Genomic DNA, 17,930 nt, shown 5'->3' with positions numbered 1-17,930 from the left:
CGCATGACCTACGCCGCCCCGCTGGACGCCCAGAGCGCCTTTTCCGGCACGCGCGAGGTCGATCCCCGCTATCGCCTGGACGAGGCGGCGCTGGACGCCTGGATGCGCGCCCACGTCTCGGGATACGCCGGCCCGCTAACGGTGCGCCAGTTCAAGGGCGGCCAGTCGAACCCGACCTATGAACTGGTGACGCCCTCGGCCGCCTATGTGCTGCGGCGCAAACCGCCCGGCGTCCTGCTGCCCAGCGCCCATGCCGTCGACCGCGAGTTTCAGGTCATCTCGGCTCTGGCCGCGCAAGGCTTCCCAGTCGCCAAGCCCCATGCCCTATGCCTGGATGAAAGCGTCATCGGATCGATCTTCTATGTGATGGACAAGGTCGAGGGTCGGATCTTCTGGGATTTGAAACTACCCGGCCTGACGCCCGTGGAGCGGCGCGCCGTCTATGAAGCCCAGACGGACACGCTGGCCCGTCTGCACGCCTTCGATCCCGCCGCCATCGGCCTGGGCGACTACGGCAAGGCCGGAAACTATTTCGCGCGTCAGGTCGGCCGCTGGACCAAGCAGTATCGGGCGTCTGAGACCGAGCCGGTTCCGGCGATGGACCGGCTGATCGCCTTCCTGCCCGAAAGCCTCCCGGCCGAGGGACCCAGCCGCATCGTCCACGGCGACTTTCGTCTCGACAACATGATCGTGGCGCCGGACCGCGCAGAGGTTCGTGCCGTGCTGGATTGGGAGCTGTCGACCCTGGGCGATCCGATGGCCGACTTCTCCTATCTGCTGATCGCCTGGGCCATTCCGGCTTCGCTGCGCAACGGCCTCGCCGGCGCTGATCTGGAGGCCTTGGGCATCCCGTCTGTCGAGGAGACCGTCGAACGCTACGCCGCCGCGACGGGAATGCGGCCCGCCAACCTCGACTGGCTCTACGCCTACAACCTGTTCCGCCTGGCCGCCATCTGCCAGGGCATCGCCGGCCGGGTCCGCGACGGCACCGCCGCCAGCGCCCACGCCAAGACCATGGCCGCCCAAGTCGGTCCGCTCAGCGACGCGGCCTGGGGCTTTGCGAAAAAGGCGGGCGCCTAGTCCCTGACGGCGGCGCCCAGGATACGCTTGTCCGTCTTGCCTTGCACCAGCACCGCCACGGCCTCGCCGGGGCGGGATGAGGGCAGGGCGTAGAGCATCGGGCGACCGCGCCATTCGCCAAGGCGCGTCACGCCGCGCACGACGTTCATGTGTCGCACGGCCTGACCGCGGTTCTCGCCCTGACGGACCTCGACCACCTGAGGGCCGGGCGTGTAGGTCACCGCCACCACCTCGGCGCCGCCGACCGGCGCGCGGCCGGAACCGACGCCGACGCCGGTTCCGTTCTCGCGGAACTCGATCTCCGGAGGCCAGGCCTGACGCACCGCCTCCTGACCGATGGCGGTTTCAAGCTCGACGCTGCGGGCGCCCGACACCTGACGTCGGCCGTCGATCACCACCTGGGGCGTCGAGACGCCGCGCTGGCGCAGGGCGGCGCGATAGGCGCGCTGGCGCTGAACGAACTCGGGCCGGGCGAAGGTGTCGGTCCAGCCGAGGTAATCCCAGTAGTCGACGCCGTAGGTCAAAGCGATGACGCCCGGCTGGGCCGCCGCCTTCTCCACCGCTGCATTGGCCTCGATGCAGCCGCCGCAGCCCTGGGCGGTGAACAGTTCGACGACCACCGGCGGGCCGTTGGCCGTCGCATGGCGCGGCGCAAGCGGCGGCCGCCCCGCCACCGGCTGGGCCGCCGAGGCGACGGACATGAGGGCGCCCGCCATGACCGTGCCCGCGATGATCCAGCCCTTGGTGTTCATGCCGTCGTTCTTAATCCTTCGGCTGCCAAGGAGCGCCTCATATTCGCGTGAGGCTCTCTCCGCTTCATTCAATCCATCAGCTGTTGCGACAGATAGACATAGTGGCGAGCCCAGCGACGGGCGTTGGCGACCGGGTCGGCGTCGTTGGAGTGGCCGCCGGCCGTGTCCTCATAATAAAGGTGGTCATAGCCCATATCGCCCAGGCGCGCGGCGAACTTGCGCGCATGGCCGGGGTGGACCCGGTCGTCGCGCGTATTGGTGGTCAGATAGACGCGCGGATAGGGTTGGCCCGGACGGAGCTGCTGATAGGCCGAATATTTGGCGATCCACGCGGCTTCTTCCGGGATGCGCGGGTCGCCGTATTCGCCGATCCACGACGCCCCGGCCGGCAGTTCGTGATAGCGCAGCATGTCCACCAACGGGCTCTCGATCACCGCCGCGTTGAACAACTCCGGGTGCTGGGTGATCGACACCGAGGTCAGGACCCCGCCGTTCGAGCGACCATAAATGCCCAGGCGACGCGGGCTGGTGATCCCGCGCTGTTCCAGATCGCGCGCCACGGCGGCGAAATCGTCAAAGGCCTTTTGACGGTTCCCGTCCAGCGCCGCCTGATGCCAGTCGGGCCCGAACTCGCCGCCGCCCCGGATACTGGCCTGGACGAAGACGCCGCCCCGCTCCAGCCACAGCTTGCCCATTTCGGGCTTGTAGGCCGGGTTCAGACTGACCTGGAAACCGCCGTAGCCCAGCATGACGGTCGGGTTCGACCCATCCAGCTTCATGTCGCGCGGACGGGTGACGAAATAGGGGATTTTCGTCCCGTCGGTCGAGGTCGCTTCGAACTGTTCGGTCACGTCGCGCGACGCGTCGAACTTGGCCGGCGCCGACTTCAGCGTGGTCAGGGTCGCGGCGCCCGCATCGGCCAGGCTGAGAGTCGGTGGAACGAGGAAGCCCTGGGTCGAGACGAAGACCTCGCCGCGTGATTTGGACGAGTCGCCCAGACCGACCGCGAGGTTGTCGGGGACGGAGATGTCAGTCGCGCCCCAGAACGAATACTGTCCCTCAGTCCCCGTCCGCTGAAAGCGAACCAAACGTCCCGCAACATTATCCGAGATGGCGGCGATGAGGGTGTTGTCGAGAACCGCCACACTCTGGAGAGATTGACGGGCATTCGGAACGAAAATCCCGACTGGATCGCGTCCGTCCGTCATCGGCGCCGGTGGAACGTTTGTGGGCGACGGAGCAGCGGACAATGCTCTTAAACCGACGACCAAAAGCGCTCCTGGCTTGTAGTCATGTGCGAGCCAACGCCACTGCTCGTCGTTCGAGAATACAAGCTGATCGCCAACTACGCCGAAGACGCTGACGCGGGCTGGCAGATTGAGCTTTGTCGCCTTGCCGTCGTGACCGAGGCTCCAGGTTTCCGACCGGAAGGTGTCCAGCGGGCGGGTGATGATGACGGCCGTCACCTGGCCGTCCTTGTCGCGATAGACGGCGGGGCTGACGCCATAGCCGCCGTCGCCTTGTTCGCCGCGATAGACCTCGGTCGCCTGGGCCAGGGTCTGACCGCGCTTCAGCGTCTTGACGATGAAGGGATAGCCGGACTCCGTCATGGTTCCGGCGCCGAAGTCGGTGGCGACCAGCAGGGTGTCGCGGTCCAGCCATTCGATGCGGTGCTTGCCTTCGGGCAGGCTGAAACCACCATCCACGAAACGTTTGGTGGTCAGGTCGAACTCGCGCACGACCACCGCATCCTTGCCGCCGTCAGACAGATTGATCAGGCAGCGCGTGTCGTCCGGCGCCAGGCAGTCGGCGCCCTTGAACACCCAGTCCTTGCCCTCGGCCTTGGACAGGGCGTCGATGTCCAGCAGCGTCTCCCACTGCGGCGTCGCGGTGCGGTAGCTGGCCAGCGTCGTGCGACGCCAGACGCCCTTGGGATTGGTCGCGTCCTGCCAGAAGTTGCCGATGCCATCGCCCAGGAAGGACGGACTGGGGATGCGATCGGTCGCCGTCAGGATCGCCTGGGCCTCGGCGCGGAAGGTCTCGTAGCGCGGATCGCCGGTCAGGGCGGCCAGCGACTTGCGGTTCTCTTCGGCGACAAAGGCCATCGCCTCGGCCCCGTCCACCTGCTCCAGCGCCAGATGATCGTCCGCGGCCGCGACGCCCGCCGGGGTCAGATCGCGGGGGAAGCGGGGCGGCGGGCTGTCGTTGGTCGAGACCACGATTTCGTCGACGCCGGTCGCGACGGGCGCCGTTGCGCAAGCGCACATGAGAAGAGCCGGGATGGCGGCGGACAGGATCAGGTGACGCATGGCTTCAAAACTTTCCGCTCATCCCCGCGAAAGCGGGGACCCAGACCTTTGGGCGTTCGGCGTCGCCCGTTCGTACTGAACCTGATCCCAGTCGCCGAACCTTCCGAAAGCACTGGGTCCCCGCTTTCGCGGGGATAAGCGGAACCAGAGACTATTCCTGCGCCGGCGTGTCCATCAGGCGGCGCGACAGATAGGTGTATTCCAGCGCCAGACGACGCGCGGTTTCGCGCAGGTTGGCCCCGGCCGCGTGGCCGCCGTCGACGTTCTCGTAGAACAGCACCGGATAGCCCAGCTCTTCTAGACGCGCCGCCGCCTTGCGGGCATGGCCCGGATGGACGCGGTCGTCCTTGGTCGAGGTATGGATGAAGACTTCCGGATAGGGCTGGCCCGCGCGCAGGTTCTGATACGGCGAATACTGCTCGATCCAGGCGCGCTGCTCGGGGATGTCGGGGTTGCCGTATTCGCCGATCCACGAGGCGCCGGCCAGCAGCTTGTGGAAGCGCAGCATGTCGAACAGCGGCACCTGGATGACGGCGGCGTTGATCAGGTCCGGCCGCTGGGTCAGCATCGCGCCCATGAACAGCCCGCCTTGCGAACCGCCCATGATGCCCAGCTTGGGCTGGCTGGTGATGTCGCGGGCGATCAGGTCCAGGGCCACGGCCTGAAAATCCTCATGCGCGCGCTGGCGGTTCTGTTGCAGGGCCGCCTCGTGCCAGCGCGGGCCGAACTCGCCGCCGCCGCGCGTATTGGCGATGACATAGACGCCGCCCCGCTCCAGCCACAGCTTGCCGACCGTCGCCGAATAGCCGGGCAGCAGCGAGCTTTCGAACCCGCCGTAGCCGTACAGAAGCGTGGGGTTGGAGCCGTCCAGCGGCATGTCCGCCTTATGCACCACGAAATAGGGGATCATTGTCCCGTCGGCCGAGCGGGCCTCGTGCTGATCGACCGTCATGCCGGCGGCGTCGAACTTGGCCGGCATGGACTTGACCTGATCGACCGCGCCCGTCGCCGCATCGGCCAGCCACAGGCTGGACGGGTTCAGATAGCCGGTGACGCTGACAAAGACCTTGTCGTCCTTCTCCGAGGCCAAACCGACGCCGACCGAGACGTTCTGGGGCAGGTCCAGTGTCGTGTGCGCCCATTCTCCCTGGCCAGGGGTGTAGACCCGCACCGAGCCGCGCACATTGTCGTACAGGGCGACGACCAGCCGGTTGCGCGTGACGTTGACGCCTTCGATGGCCTGACGTTCGGTCGGACGCAGCACCAGTTGGGCCGGGGTCGCCTGATCGGCCAGCCAAGCCTCCAGCGGCCAGGCGATCAGGTCGCCGGTCTTGAAATCCTGCCCCGACGGCGCGGTCCAATCCTGTTTCAGCGACACAAGAAGCTGGCCCTGGACCAGGCCGGTGATGTCGGACTTGGCCGGCAGTTGAAGCTGGGTCAGGGCGCCGTCGTCGCCCAGGCGCCAGGTCTCGGACGAATAGAAGTCCACCGAACGGTTGATCAGCGTCGCCTTCACCACCCCGTCGGCGTCGCGCAGCGTATAGCCGGACACCGAAACGTCGGTCGGCTGGCCGGTGAACAGGGTCTCGGCCTGGTCCGGCGTCTGGCCGCGCTTCATGCGCTTGACCACCATCGGATAGCCCGAGTTGGTCAGGGTGCCGGGACCGAAGTCGCGCGAGATCAGCAGGGTGTCCTTATCGATCCAGGATGCGCCGCCCTTGGATTCCGGCAGGGTGATGCCGCCGTCGACGAACTTGCGCTCGACCGTGTCGAACTCGCGCAGGGTCACCGCATCCTTGCCGCCGTTCGACAGGCTGATCAGGCAGTAGCGCTCTTCGGGCTGAAGGCAGGTCGAGCCCTTGTAGACCCAGTTCTGGCCCTCGGCCGCCGCCAGGGCGTCGATGTCGAGGATGGTCTGCCACTCGGGCGTGGCGGTGCGATAGCTGTCCAGCGTCGTGCGGCGCCACAGCCCGCGCACATGCTGGGCGTCCTGCCAGAAGTTGTCGATATGGCCGTCGTGGGTGAAGCCGGGCGACGGGATGCGGTCCTGGGCCTGGACGATCTCCAGCGCCTGCTGATGCAGGGTCTCGTAGCGGGGATCGCCCTGCAGGACGGCGAAGGTGCGTTCGTTGTGGGCCTTGACCCACTCCATCGCCCGCTCGCCCTCAACCTCTTCGAGCCACAGATAGGGATCGGTCGCGTCGCTGGTCGCGAAGCCGCCGGAGGCTGGAGCGGGAGAGGAGGCGGGGGTCTGGGCCATGGATACCGAGGTCAGGCTGGTGGAGGCGAGAAGCGTCGCAAGCGCGACGGCGGAAGCACGGATCATGGACAGGTCCCCGAAAACGAAGCCGGCACCTTAACGACGCCTTCCCGTGCGGCAAGCCGTGCGACCTTACCGTTTTGTCACACCGGTGGGACGCGCCGCCTCAACCCTCGTCGGGAATGCAAAGCAGCTTGCCGCACGCCTTGCAGTGGACGGCGTCGGGGTCGTGGTTCTGCAGGCCGCAGCGGTCGCACGGGAAATGCACCTTGTGCGGTCGGATCAGGGCCTGGGCCAGGCGCAGGAACAGGGTGATGCCGACCAACATGACGGCGATGGACAACAACCGCCCCCACGGCCCGGGCAGGGTGACGTCGCCGAACCCCGTCGTCGTCAGGGTGGCCACGGTGAAATACAGCGCATCGACATAGCCGGCGATGCCGTCATGCCCCCTGAAGGTCGCATAGACGAAGCCGGTGGCCACGAAGACGAAGGTGATCAGATTGGCCAGGGCCCGCGCGATCCCTTCCACCCGCGTATCGTCGAACCGCGCCCCCACGGTGCGCCAGAAGAAGTCCGAGTTCAGCAGGGTCCACAGCCGCAGCATCCGCAGGAAGCCGAGATTGAACAGCCAGGCCGGGAACAGCAGGGTCGCCAGCACGAACAGGTCGACCCAGACGATCGGCCGCTTCAGCCAGTCCTTGATGTTCGCATAGGCATAAGCCCGCGCGGCCAGGTCCAGGGCCAGGATAGCGGCGATGAAATAGTCCAGCGCATAGAAGGCCCAGCCCATGTTCTTCAGGATGGGCGCCGCCAGGAAAAAGCCGATGATCGCCAGGTCGATCACGATGACGGTCAAGCGGAACTTCACCGCCGCCGGCTGGCTGCCGTGATACAGGTATCGCAGTCGAGCGCGCAGTCGCAGGCCGTTGTCCTTGGGGTCGGTTTCGGTCTGGGACACGCTGGTTTCCGCGACGCTGGGTTGGGCCTATATGGCCTGCATGACCCGTCCTTTCGTCAAGATGAACGGCGCCGGCAATGACTTCGTCGTCGTCAATGCGCTGGAACAGCCGTTCGCTCCCGGCGAGGACCAGATTCGTGCGCTGGGCGACCGCCAGACGGGCGAGGGCTTCGATCAGCTGATCGCCATCGAATCGTCGGATACGGCCGACGCCTTCATGCGGGTGTGGAACGCCGATGGATCGATGGTCGAGACCTGCGGCAACGCCCTGCGCTGCGTCGGCTGGCTGTTGATGCAGGCCAACGGATCGGATCGCGTCGTCATTGATACGGCGGGCGGCCCGACCACCGCCACCCGCGCCGGCGACCACCGCGTGACCGTAGACATGGGCAAGCCTCGCCTGACTTGGGACCAGGTGCCGCTGGCCGAGGAGATGGATACCCGAGGGATCGAGCTTCAGGTCGGGCCGATCGACGCGCCGCTCCTGCATACGCCCGGCGCCGTCTCCATGGGCAATCCTCATGTGGTCTTCTTCACCGACCGCCAGGACGACGGCTTCGTCATCGGATCCGGCTCGCTGATCGAGCATCACCCGCTGTTCCCGCAAGGGGTCAATGTCGGCTTCGCAAACGTTCTGGATCGGGACCACATCCGCCTGCGGGTCTGGGAGCGGGGGGCCGGCCTGACCAAGGCCTGCGGCACCGGCGCCTGCGCCGCCCTGGTCGCCACCGCGCGGCGCGGCCTGACCGAGCGCAAGGCGAAGGTGGTCGTCGATGGCGGCGAACTGGTCATCGACTGGGATGCGGAAACCGATCACGTCCTGATGACCGGGCCGGTGGAGATCGAGCGGACGGGCGTGCTGGCGATCTGAGACGGCGATTGCGGAAATCCGCACGAGAGCCGACGCCGCCATCACCTTTTCCGCACAGCGTCGGCGTCGGTGATGCGTCCGACGCCCTTGGCGTCCAGAGACGGCGGCACGCGGCGTGCGCGGTTGTCCCGCCACGCCCGGAGCATTAGGAACATAGCGAGACGATAAAATCGACGCGCCCGGAAACGCCCAAATCATGCCCGATCAGACCGAAAAACAGACCTTCTCCGACGACGAAGCGCTGGACTTCCACCGCATCCCGACGCCGGGCAAGATTTCCATGGCGCCGACCAAGCCGATGGCGACCCAGCGCGATCTGTCGCTGGCCTATTCGCCGGGCGTGGCCGTGCCGGTCCTGGCCATCGCCGCCGATGCGGACAAGGCCTACGATTACACCTCCAAGGGCAATCTGGTCGCCGTCATCTCGAACGGCACCGCGATCCTGGGCCTGGGCAACCTGGGTCACATGGCCTCCAAGCCGGTGATGGAGGGCAAGTCGGTCCTGTTCAAACGGTTCGCCGATGTCGACAGCTTCGACGTCGAGGTGAAGACCACCGACCCGGACGAGTTCATCACGGTCGTCAAGAACATCGGCGACACCTGGGGCGGCATCAATCTGGAGGACATCAAGTCCCCCGAATGCTTCGTCATCGAAAGCGAGCTTCAGGACCTGCTGGACATCCCCGTCTTCCATGACGACCAGCACGGCACCGCCATCATCTCGACCGCCGGCCTGATCAATGCTGTCCATATCGCCGGCAAGAAGCTGGACGAGATTAAGGTCGTGCTGGCCGGCGCCGGGGCGGCGGGCCTGTCCTCCATCGCCCTGATGAAGGCCGCGGGCGTCAAGGCCGAGAACACTGTGATCTGCGACCGAGACGGCGTCGTCTACAAGGGGCGCGACCACGGTATGGATCAGTGGAAGGCCGCCCACGCCACCGATACGCCCCTGCGCACCCTGGCCGAGGCCATGGTCGGCGCCGACGTGGTGCTGGGCCTGTCGGCCAAGGGCGCGATCACCAAGGAGATGGTCGCCTCCATGGCGCCCAATCCGATCATCTTCGCCATGGCCAACCCCGACCCCGAGATCACGCCCGAGGACGTCAAGTCGGTGCGCTCGGACGCCATCATCGCCACGGGCCGCTCGGACTATGTGAACCAGGTCAACAACGTCCTGGCCTTCCCCTATCTGTTCCGCGGCGCGCTGGATGTGCGCGCGCGTCGCGTGAACCACGAGATGAAGATCGCCTGCGCCCAGGCCCTGGCCGCCCTGGCGCGCGAGGACGTGCCGGACGAGGTCGCCGCCGCCTATCGTGGACGCAAGCTGAAGTTCGGCCCGGACTACATCATTCCGACGCCCTTCGACCCGCGCCTGATCTGGTACATCCCGCCCTTCATCGCCCAGGCGGCGATGGACACCGGCGTGGCCCGCGTCCAGATCGAGGACATGGACGCCTATCGTCACGCGCTGCGTTCGCGCGTCGATCCGTCCGCCGCCCTGATGCAGAAGATCAGCTCGGCCGTGCGCGGCGGGCCGAACAAGCGTGTCGTCTTCGCCGAGGGCGAAGAACCCGCCGTCATTCGCGCGGCCTGGGGCTTCAAACAGGCCGATCTGGGCACGCCGATCCTGGTCGGCCGCGAGGATCTGATCCGTCAGAACGCCGCAGAGGCCGGTCTCAACTTCGACGAGCTGGGCATCGAGATCACCAACGCCCGCGTCTCCGACCACAATGTCGAGGACACCGACTGGCTGTACGAAAAACTCCAGCGCCGGGGCTATCTGCGCCGCGACGTGCAGCGGATGATCAATCAGGACCGCAACTATTTCGCCGCCACCCTGGTCGCCAAGGGCCGGGCCGACGCCATGGTCGCGGGCGTGACCCGCAACTTCAACATGGCGCTGAAGGAAGTCCAGCGCGTGCTGGACGTGGACGACACCCTGATCGGCCTGTCGATCCTGCTGGCCAAGGGCCGCACCCTGTTTGTCGCCGACACCACCATACACGAGCTGCCGAACGCCGAGGAGTTGGCCGACATCGCTATCAAGGCCGCCGATACGGTCAGGAAGCTGGGTCGCAATCCGCGCGTGGCCTTCCTGTCCTATTCCACCTTCGGAAACCCGCCCGGCGACCGCGCCGAGAAGGTGCGAGAGGCGATCCGCATCCTGGACAAGAAGGGCGTCGATTTCGAATACGAAGGCGAAATGCCGCCGGAAGTCGCGCTCGACCCCAAGGGTCACGCCGCCTACGCCTTCAACCGTCTTACCAAGCCGGCCAATGTCCTGGTCATGCCCGCCATCCATTCGGCCGCCATCTCGACCAAGCTGGTTCAGGCCCTGGGCGGCGCGACCGTGATCGGTCCGCTGCTGGTCGGCCTGGAGAAGCCGGTGCAGATCGTGTCGCTGGGCGCCTCGGTCAGCGAGATCATCACCGCCGCCACCTTCGCCGCCTATGACGCCGGTCCCGCCTTCCAGGGCTCGGGCCTGACCTCGGCGCCGCGCCCTCCCGCGGCCGTGGTCGAGCGTTGAGCGAACCCTCGCCCTTTCCCCCCGTCGCCCCGCCGCCCCGGCGGGTGGAGCCGGGCCTCTATCTGGTCGCCACCCCGATCGGGAACCTGCGCGACATGACGCTGAGGGCGCTGGACGTGCTGGCTGCCGCCGACCTGGTGCTGGCCGAGGACACGCGCGTCACCGCCAAACTTCTGAGCGCCTATGGGCTGAAGGCCAGGCTGGAACGTTGCGACGACCATGCGTCCGGCCGCGCCGCCGAGCAGGCGATAGAAAGGCTGCGCGAAGGACAGGTCGTGGCCCTGGTGTCGGACGCTGGCACGCCGCTGGTCAGCGATCCCGGCTTCGTCGTCGCCCGCGCGGTGATCGCGGAAGGCCTGCCCGTCCATCCGATCCCCGGCGCCTCGAGTCTGTTGGCCGCCCTGTGCATCGCCGGCCTGCCCGCCGACCGGGTGCTGTTCGCCGGCTTCCTGCCGCCCAAGACGGCCGGCCGCACCGCCGCGCTGGAAGCCTTGAAGAGCCAGCGCCAGACGTTGGTCTTCTTCGAAAGCGGGCCGCGCCTGAAAGACAGTTTGACCGACATGGCCGCCGTGCTGGGCCCGCGCCCCGCCGCCGTCGCCCGCGAACTGACCAAACTCTATGAAGAGTGCGTGCGCGGGACGCTGGACGACTTGGCCGTCGATCCCCGTCTGGACGCTCCCAAGGGCGAAATCGTCGTGGTCGTCGGCCCCGGCGAAGATGTCCAGGCGACCGAGGCTGACGCCGACGCCGCCCTGATCGACGCTCTGCAGACCCTGTCCACCGGCGACGCCGCCTCCGAGGTCGCCAAGGCCCTGGGTCTGAACCGAAAGACCCTGTATCGCCGGGCGCTGGAACTGAAGGGCAAGTGAAGCGCCTGTCTCGTCCCGCGCCGGTCCGTCGCCATAAGGCGGCGTGGCGTCAGGCGAAGGGCGGGACAGCGTTCAAGTCCGGTCACGCCGCCGAATGGATCGCGGCCTTCTGGCTCATCCTGCGCGGCTATCGCGTTCTCGGGTTTCGTCTCAAGAGCCGGGCCGGCGAGATCGACCTGCTGGTCTGTCGCGGTCCGGTGCTGGCGGTGGTCGAGGTCAAACGCCGCGCGACGATGGAGGCGGCCCTGCTGGCGCTGAAGCCGGTCCAGTACGATCGACTGGTCGCAGCGGGCGAGGCGATCCGGCGCAATCGGCCGGGTCTGCAACGTCTGGATTTGAGAATTGATATGGTGGCGCTGGCTCCCTGGCGCGTTCCACGTCATCTTCGCGGCGTCGAGAGGCGCTGACGAGGGGATCGCATGACGCGCGAGGAGGCCGAAGCCGTCCTGACCGCCGCCGGTCAGGCCGAAGACGACGCCTTCCCCCTGCTGGAGGCGGCGATCGCCTGCGCCATCCATGACCATCCGTTGCGCGATCCCGAGCCTGTTCGCGCCCTGGCTCGCAACGCCTGCGAGCGGCTGAAGGAACGGATCGGCGGCGAAGGTCCCGACGAGGCCTTGGCCGAAACCCTGTGCGCCGACCTGCGACTGAACGGCGACCTGATCCATTACGACCATCCCGACAACACCGACATCATCGCCGTCGCCGAGCGTCGGCGCGGCCTGTCCGCCGTTCTGGCGGTCTTCTATCTGCACGCGGCGCGCGCGGCCGGCATCACGGCGGCGGGCGTCGATTTTCCCGGCCATTTCATGGTTCGCGTCGAGACGCCGGAAGGTCCCGTAGCCCTGGATCCGTTCAGCCAGGGGCGGCTGATCCTGCCCAGCGAACTGACTCGCCGCGCTCTTCGCGCCGGTCTGATGCCGCATGTCGCGGATCGGCTGGATATCCTGATGGCGCCGGTGACGGATCGTCAGTCGCTGATCCGGCTGCAAAACGTGCTGTTCAGCCGCGCCATTCGCGGTCGGGACTATGAGGGCGCCGAGCGGTCGGCCCTGCGTCGCGCCTTGCTTGACCCCGAGGACCACCGGCCGTGGCTCGACGTCGCCACGGCGCGCGAGAAGCAGGGGGCGCTCGCGGGCTCTCTGCACGCCCTGGCGCGCGCCCAGGGCCTGGACGGCGTCGAGGAGGCGCGGCGGTTCACGACCTTCGAGCGCGTGCGGATGCAGTTGAACTAGACGACGGCCTCGCCACGCAGCAGCCGGGGCAGGTCGCCTGTCGCGCCGCCCGCCTCCTGCATGAAGGCGCGGCGTAGAGGGCCGATGCGATTGACGGCGGCCATGCCCAGGTCGCGCGCCAGACGCACCGGCGCGATGTCGTTGGAGAACAGGCGTACGAAGGCGTCGAAACCCGCCGCCAGGGCCGCGTTGTCGAACCGGCGCCAGCGGGCGTAACGCTCCAGAACGGTCTCCGACCCGATGTCCTCGCCCAGGCGCGCGGCCTCGGCCAGCACCTCGGCCAGAGCGGCCGCATCCTTCAGCCCCATGTTCAGACCCTGGCCGGCGACCGGATGCACTCCGTGTGCGGCGTCCCCGATCAGGGCGATGCGCGGCGCGATCAGTTTCTCCGCCAGGCTGAGCGACAGCGGATAGACGAAGCGCGGGCCCTCGACCGTCGCCCCGTCGAGAAACTCTCCGAACCGCCGCATCAGATGGGCGTGGAAGGCATCGTCCGAGGCGTCGCGCAGCGCCTCGCCCCGTCGCGTCGTCTCGGTCCAGACCAGGCTGGCGCGCTGATCGGTCAGGGGCAGGATGGCGAAGGGGCCGCTGGGCAGGAAATATTCGTGGGCGACATTGCCGTGGTCGCGACCCAGCCGCACCGTCGCCACCACGCCGCTCTGGCCGTAGCCCCAGCCGACGGTCTCGATCCCGGCCGCACGGCGCACGGTCGAGCCTCGTCCCTCGGCGCCGACGACCAGGGAGGCGATCAGGGTCGATCCATCGGCCAGGGTCACGGTCGCCTTGCCCGCGTCCGTCTCGACGCTGGCGACAGAAGCTGGGGCTCGCACCGCGATCCCCGCGCGCGTCACCGCCTCGGCCAGGGCCGCACGGATGCGACGGTTCTCGACCATATAGCCCAAGGGCTCGCCGCCGGTGCGGCCGCCGATCTCATCGGCGTCGAAGCGCAGGAAGGCGGGCGAGGCGGACCGGCTGGCCGCGCCCGGCCGACGCCCGTCCGTCACCAGAATATGGTCCATCCGGCAGGCGTGGGGACGCAGGGTTTCGCCCAGGCCGAGCGCGTCCAGCATGCGGAATGTCGAAAAGGCGACGGCGGTCGAACGCCCGTCGAAGGTCGGCGCCAGCTGGGCGCTGAACGGCTGCGGATCGACCATCACGACCTTCAACCCGCCTTGCGCCGCCGCCAGGGCGAACGCCGCCCCGGTCAGCCCCGCGCCGGCGATGACGATGTCGTAGCGTTCGGTGTCAGCCATGGAAGGCTTGTCGCGCCGTCGCGGCCAAAGGTCCAGAGGACGGTTTGTCCATCGCCAAGGCCAAGCTGGTAAACAGCCCCTTAACCCTGTGGATGCGACAAAGGCGTCGAACGTCAGCCGCCGGAAGGTTCGACCCTTCATGTCCACCGCCCTCGTCATCGGCCGTCAGGCCTGGATCAGCGCCCGCATCCTGTGGGACGCGCCCTTTGTGGTGCGGTTCAGGGGGGTCTTGCAGGCCCTGCTGGCGACCCTGCTGCTGGTCGCCCTCGTGTCGTGGAATCCGGCGGACGCCAGTCTGAACGCCGCCTCCAGCCTGCCGACGACCAACTGGCTTGGGGCCAACGGCGCCCTGTTCGCCGACCTGTTCATGCAATCGCTGGGCCTTTCGGCCTGGCCCGCCGCCCTGCTGCTGGTCGCCTTCGGCCTGGCGCGCGCGGTCGGCGATGCGATCCAGCAAAGGCTCAAGCCCACGCCGTTGAAAGCCCTGGCCGCGACCGGCGGGGTGCTTCTGCTGTCCAGCGCGCTCGCCGCCCTGGCCGCGCCCGCCGCCTGGCCTCTGGCGGCGGGTCTGGGCGGTCTGTGGGGCGATGCGGTGACAGGCCTGGCGGCGCGCGGTCTCGGCGCCCTGCATATCCCCGGCGGCCGCATCATTGCGGGCCTCGTGTTCCTGATCGCCGGGCTGTGGCTGGTCGGCTTCGCCATCGGCCTGCGGGCCATAGATTTCCTGGACGCCCTGCACTGGGGCAAGTCGTTGCGCGCACCCGCGTCGCCCCAGCCGAAGCCCCAGGCCGCCCGCGAAAAGGCGCCCGCCAAGGCCCGAGCGCCCCGCGCCGCCCCACCGGAAGAGACGCCGCTGGCCCCGACCTATGCCGAAGAGCCGCCTCAGACCGCCTATGACGACCTGCCGCCGTGGGAGGACGACGCCGTCCAGCCCGCGCCCCGCCCCTCGGCCGCCCGCCCGGTCGAGCCGCGCGTCGCTGCGGTCAAGGCGCCCAAGGCCCGTAAGGACGACGTGGACCAGCAGGCCTTCGACTTCACTCGGCCCGAGGGTGATTTCGACCTGCCGCCGCTGGGCATATTGAGCAAACCCGGTCAGCGCACCGCCTCGGTCGACGAGGAGTCTCTGAAGCAGAACGCCAAGATGCTGGAAGGCGTGCTGCAGGAGTTCGGCGTGCGTGGCGTGATCGACCAGATCCGCCCCGGCCCTGTCGTGACGCTCTATGAACTGGTCCCCGCGCCAGGCGTGAAGCACGGCCGCGTGGTCGCTCTGGCCGACGATATCGCCCGATCGATGTCCGCCCGCGCCTGCCGCATTTCCGTGGTCCAGGGCCGTAACGCCATCGGCATCGAACTGCCGAACGCCAAGCGCGAGACCGTCTATCTGCGCGACCTTCTGGCCAGCGCCGAATACGACAAGAAGGGCCATCTGCTGCCCCTGGCCCTGGGTGAGACCATCGGCGGCGAACCCTATGTCGCCGACCTGGCGCGGATGCCGCACCTGCTGATCGCAGGCACCACCGGCTCGGGCAAGTCGGTCGGGGTCAACGCCATGATCCTGTCGATCCTGTATCGCCACAGCCCGGCCGAATGCCGCTTCATCATGATCGACCCCAAGATGCTGGAGTTGTCGGTCTATGACGGCATCCCGCACCTGCTGGCGCCGGTCGTGACCGATCCGAAGAAGGCCGTCGTCGCCCTGAAGTGGACGGTGCGCGAGATGGAGGATCGCTATCGCCGCATGTCCAAACTGGGGGTGCGCAACATCGCCAGCTACAACGAACGCGCCCGCGAGGCCCAGGCCAAGGGCGAGCATTTCGAACGCACGGTCCAGACCGGCTTCGACGACCAAGGCCGCCCGGTCTATGAGTCCGAGAAGATCCGGCCCGAGCCCCTTCCTTTCCTGGTCGTGGTCATGGACGAAATGGCCGACCTGATGCTGGTCGCCGGCAAGGACGTCGAGGGCGCGGTTCAGCGTCTGGCCCAGATGGCCCGCGCCGCCGGCATCCACCTGATCATGGCGACCCAGCGCCCGTCCGTGGACGTCATCACCGGCACCATCAAGGCCAACTTCCCGACCCGCATCTCCTTCCAGGTCACGTCCAAGATCGACAGTCGCACCATCCTTGGCGAACAGGGCGGCGAACAGCTGCTGGGCCAGGGCGACATGCTCTATATGGCCGGCGGCGGGCGGATCACCCGCCTGCACGGCCCGTTCGTCGACGACAAGGAAGTCGAGGACGTCTGCAAACACCTTAAGGCCCAGGCCGAGCCCGACTATCTGGATCTGATCACCGACGAGCCCGACGGCGACGGCGACAACGGCTATGACGAAGGCGGCGCCGGAGGCTCGGGCGACGACCTGTACGACCGCGCCGTCGCCGTCGTCACCCGCGACCGCAAGGCCTCGACCAGCTATGTGCAGCGTCGACTGCAGATCGGTTACAACCGCGCCGCCTCCCTGATCGAGCGAATGGAGCAGGAAGGCGTGGTCAGCCCCGCCAACCACGCCGGCAAGCGCGACGTCCTGGCCGGCCCGCCGCCGATGGTGTGACGGTCCACAGATTTTTTTCTCGACCAATTTGACTTAGACGCAGAATCGAGTCCTCACGCCTTGAATCTCGATTCGAATCAGACGACCCTAAGCACAATAAAAAAAGGGGCGACCCCGAAAGGCCGCCCCAAGTCTACCAGTGTATTCCTAGCCTCGCGGCCAGGAGCGGTAGTGGGCGGTAACCCACTCCGTCTTGCCGTAGCGGAGTCGAACATAAGCGTGAACGAACACGTTTTTTTCGACTTCCGCGCGGTTTGCGGACACCATCTAAATCACCCCCTTTCGCTAAACGGCCGGATTGCCGCGCCGCAACAGCTCACCGCGCCGTAGCCGAAAGAGAGAATCAGACGATTTCCGTCGATATGTTGTGCGTGTTTGCGTCGCCACGTCAACTCATAGTGGTTGGGAACCATTAGCGATGAACAGGGCTTCATCGCAGCGCCGGAATATGGTCAGGCTCGCGTCATTCCGACGCCAAGCCGACCGGGCAAGACGGCAGGATCGACAACCATCCCGAACGGGAGACGAACTTCATGACCTCGCGCGCCAAGACCGTGGCTATGGCCACCTCCGACCTGCACCGCCGCAGCCTGCTGCTGGGCGCCGGCCTGACGACCGGCCTAATCGCGCTGGGCGCCTTCGACGCCGCCCACGCCCAGTCCAACCTGTCGGCCGAGGATCGCGCCGTGGTGCAACAGGCGCAGGGCTATCTGCAGGCCCTGACCTCGGCGCAAGGGACCTTCACCGAAACGGGCCCGAACGGACAGACGCGCCAGGGCCGCTTCTATCTGCAGCGTCCGGGCAAGATGCGGTTCGAATACACCAACCCGGCCGGTCTGCTGGTGGTGTCGGACGGCTATAACGTCAAACGCTACGATCCGCGCCTGAACAGCTTCCAGCAGGTGCCGCTGGGTCGCACCCCGCTGTCGACCTTCCTGGCGCGCAATGTGCGGCTGGACCAGGGCGTGCGCATTGAGCGCGTGACGCGGATGGCTTCGGGCGCCTTCGCCATCACGGCGCGGGATTCCAACCGCCCGAACGACGGTCAGGTCGTGCTGGCCTTCGCCGGCAATCCGATGCGTCTGCAAGAGTGGACCATCACCGATCCGCAGGGCGCCCGCACCCGGACCCAGCTGACCTCGCTGCAACCGGCGTCCGGCCTGTCGGCGCGCCTGTTCCAGCTCAGCGATCCGACCCGTCGTCCCGGCCGCAACTAGGGCTTTCGGGGGCGGGTGACCATTCCTCAACCCCTGTTCCCCTAG

13 protein-coding genes are annotated in these 17,930 nt (G+C 67.4%); 8 read left to right on the top strand and 5 right to left on the bottom strand.

Translation table 11 applies throughout. The features are described from left to right. The first annotated feature begins 3 nt into the window (after positions 1–3). Positions 4–1,080 carry a phosphotransferase family protein gene (locus ABIB58_RS12255; protein WP_265150661.1) on the top strand — a complete coding sequence of 359 codons (1,077 nt, stop codon included), beginning with the start codon at positions 4–6 and terminating at the stop codon, positions 1,078–1,080. Here ABIB58_RS12255 and ABIB58_RS12250 read toward each other — a convergent pair. The 4 genes from ABIB58_RS12250 to ABIB58_RS12235 form a co-directional block, all read right to left on the bottom strand. Continuing rightward, complete coding sequence (locus ABIB58_RS12250; RefSeq protein WP_265150660.1) at positions 1,077–1,832, bottom strand: DUF1223 domain-containing protein; 756 nt, start codon at positions 1,830–1,832, stop codon at positions 1,077–1,079. The two genes, ABIB58_RS12255 and ABIB58_RS12250, sit on opposite strands and share 4 nt — an antisense overlap. 68 nt (positions 1,833–1,900) lie before the next feature. Continuing rightward, positions 1,901–4,141 carry a prolyl oligopeptidase family serine peptidase gene (locus tag ABIB58_RS12245; protein WP_354041163.1) on the bottom strand — a complete coding sequence of 747 codons (2,241 nt, stop codon included), beginning with the start codon at positions 4,139–4,141 and terminating at the stop codon, positions 1,901–1,903. A gap of 151 nt (positions 4,142–4,292) precedes the next feature. Next, positions 4,293–6,467, bottom strand: coding sequence for a prolyl oligopeptidase family serine peptidase (locus ABIB58_RS12240; protein WP_354041161.1), 2,175 nt, complete (start codon positions 6,465–6,467; stop codon positions 4,293–4,295). Positions 6,468–6,567: 100 nt separating this feature from the next. Then, on the bottom strand, positions 6,568–7,362 hold the full coding sequence (locus ABIB58_RS12235; protein ID WP_066627342.1) for a potassium channel family protein: 795 nt from the start codon (positions 7,360–7,362) through the stop codon (positions 6,568–6,570). A 40-nt stretch (positions 7,363–7,402) separates the two neighbouring features. On the opposite strand from ABIB58_RS12235, the gene dapF reads away from it, so the two are divergent. From dapF to ABIB58_RS12210, 5 genes are all read left to right on the top strand, one after another. Further along, positions 7,403–8,233: a diaminopimelate epimerase gene (dapF, locus tag ABIB58_RS12230; RefSeq protein WP_354041159.1), complete on the top strand. Its 831-nt coding sequence runs from the start codon at positions 7,403–7,405 to the stop codon at positions 8,231–8,233. Positions 8,234–8,429: 196 nt separating this feature from the next. After that, entirely contained in the window at positions 8,430–10,760 is a 2,331-nt protein-coding gene (locus ABIB58_RS12225; RefSeq protein ID WP_137720507.1) for an NADP-dependent malic enzyme, read from the top strand. Next, positions 10,757–11,629, top strand: a complete 873-nt coding sequence (rsmI, locus tag ABIB58_RS12220) for a 16S rRNA (cytidine(1402)-2'-O)-methyltransferase (RefSeq protein ID WP_354041156.1) — start codon at positions 10,757–10,759, stop codon at positions 11,627–11,629. Before ABIB58_RS12225 ends, rsmI begins: the two co-directional genes overlap by 4 nt. A gap of 5 nt (positions 11,630–11,634) precedes the next feature. Further along, a complete protein-coding gene (locus ABIB58_RS12215; RefSeq protein WP_045811032.1) occupies positions 11,635–12,036 on the top strand; it encodes a YraN family protein in 402 nt (133 codons plus the stop codon). A gap of 12 nt (positions 12,037–12,048) precedes the next feature. After that, positions 12,049–12,864 carry a transglutaminase family protein gene (locus ABIB58_RS12210; RefSeq protein ID WP_354041154.1) on the top strand — a complete coding sequence of 272 codons (816 nt, stop codon included), beginning with the start codon at positions 12,049–12,051 and terminating at the stop codon, positions 12,862–12,864. Here ABIB58_RS12210 and ABIB58_RS12205 read toward each other — a convergent pair. Further along, on the bottom strand, positions 12,861–14,117 hold the full coding sequence (locus ABIB58_RS12205) for a UbiH/UbiF/VisC/COQ6 family ubiquinone biosynthesis hydroxylase (protein ID WP_354041152.1): 1,257 nt from the start codon (positions 14,115–14,117) through the stop codon (positions 12,861–12,863). The two genes, ABIB58_RS12210 and ABIB58_RS12205, sit on opposite strands and share 4 nt — an antisense overlap. Positions 14,118–14,256: 139 nt before the next feature. On the opposite strand from ABIB58_RS12205, the gene ABIB58_RS12200 reads away from it, so the two are divergent. Together ABIB58_RS12200 and ABIB58_RS12195 are read left to right on the top strand one after the other, a co-directional pair. Further along, on the top strand, positions 14,257–16,668 hold the full coding sequence (locus tag ABIB58_RS12200; protein WP_354041150.1) for an FtsK/SpoIIIE family DNA translocase: 2,412 nt from the start codon (positions 14,257–14,259) through the stop codon (positions 16,666–16,668). A 533-nt stretch (positions 16,669–17,201) separates the two neighbouring features. Further along, entirely contained in the window at positions 17,202–17,885 is a 684-nt protein-coding gene (locus ABIB58_RS12195; RefSeq protein ID WP_265150647.1) for a LolA family protein, read from the top strand. Positions 17,886–17,930: the final 45 nt, after the last annotated feature.

This window comes from Brevundimonas sp. UYEF29, assembly GCF_040546195.1.
In the GTDB taxonomy this organism is placed as follows: domain Bacteria; phylum Pseudomonadota; class Alphaproteobacteria; order Caulobacterales; family Caulobacteraceae; genus Brevundimonas; species Brevundimonas huaxiensis.
The sequence above is the reverse complement of the archived record's forward strand: the minus strand, read 5'-3'. Positions and strand labels throughout refer to the sequence as shown.

What these genes read in the sequence shown, in the direction of transcription:
- ABIB58_RS12250 (WP_265150660.1), bottom strand. Translation starts at nt 1,832, where the DNA reads ATGAACACCAAGGGCTGGATCATCGCGGGCACGGTCATGGCGGGCGCC.
- dapF (WP_354041159.1), top strand. Translation starts at nt 7,403, where the DNA reads ATGACCCGTCCTTTCGTCAAGATGAACGGCGCCGGCAATGACTTCGTC.
- ABIB58_RS12205 (WP_354041152.1), bottom strand. Translation starts at nt 14,117, where the DNA reads ATGGCTGACACCGAACGCTACGACATCGTCATCGCCGGCGCGGGGCTG.
- ABIB58_RS12240 (WP_354041161.1), bottom strand. Translation starts at nt 6,467, where the DNA reads ATGATCCGTGCTTCCGCCGTCGCGCTTGCGACGCTTCTCGCCTCCACC.
- ABIB58_RS12210 (WP_354041154.1), top strand. Translation starts at nt 12,049, where the DNA reads ATGACGCGCGAGGAGGCCGAAGCCGTCCTGACCGCCGCCGGTCAGGCC.
- ABIB58_RS12255 (WP_265150661.1), top strand. Translation starts at nt 4, where the DNA reads ATGACCTACGCCGCCCCGCTGGACGCCCAGAGCGCCTTTTCCGGCACG.
- ABIB58_RS12225 (WP_137720507.1), top strand. Translation starts at nt 8,430, where the DNA reads ATGCCCGATCAGACCGAAAAACAGACCTTCTCCGACGACGAAGCGCTG.
- ABIB58_RS12200 (WP_354041150.1), top strand. Translation starts at nt 14,257, where the DNA reads ATGTCCACCGCCCTCGTCATCGGCCGTCAGGCCTGGATCAGCGCCCGC.
- ABIB58_RS12195 (WP_265150647.1), top strand. Translation starts at nt 17,202, where the DNA reads ATGACCTCGCGCGCCAAGACCGTGGCTATGGCCACCTCCGACCTGCAC.
- ABIB58_RS12245 (WP_354041163.1), bottom strand. Translation starts at nt 4,141, where the DNA reads ATGCGTCACCTGATCCTGTCCGCCGCCATCCCGGCTCTTCTCATGTGC.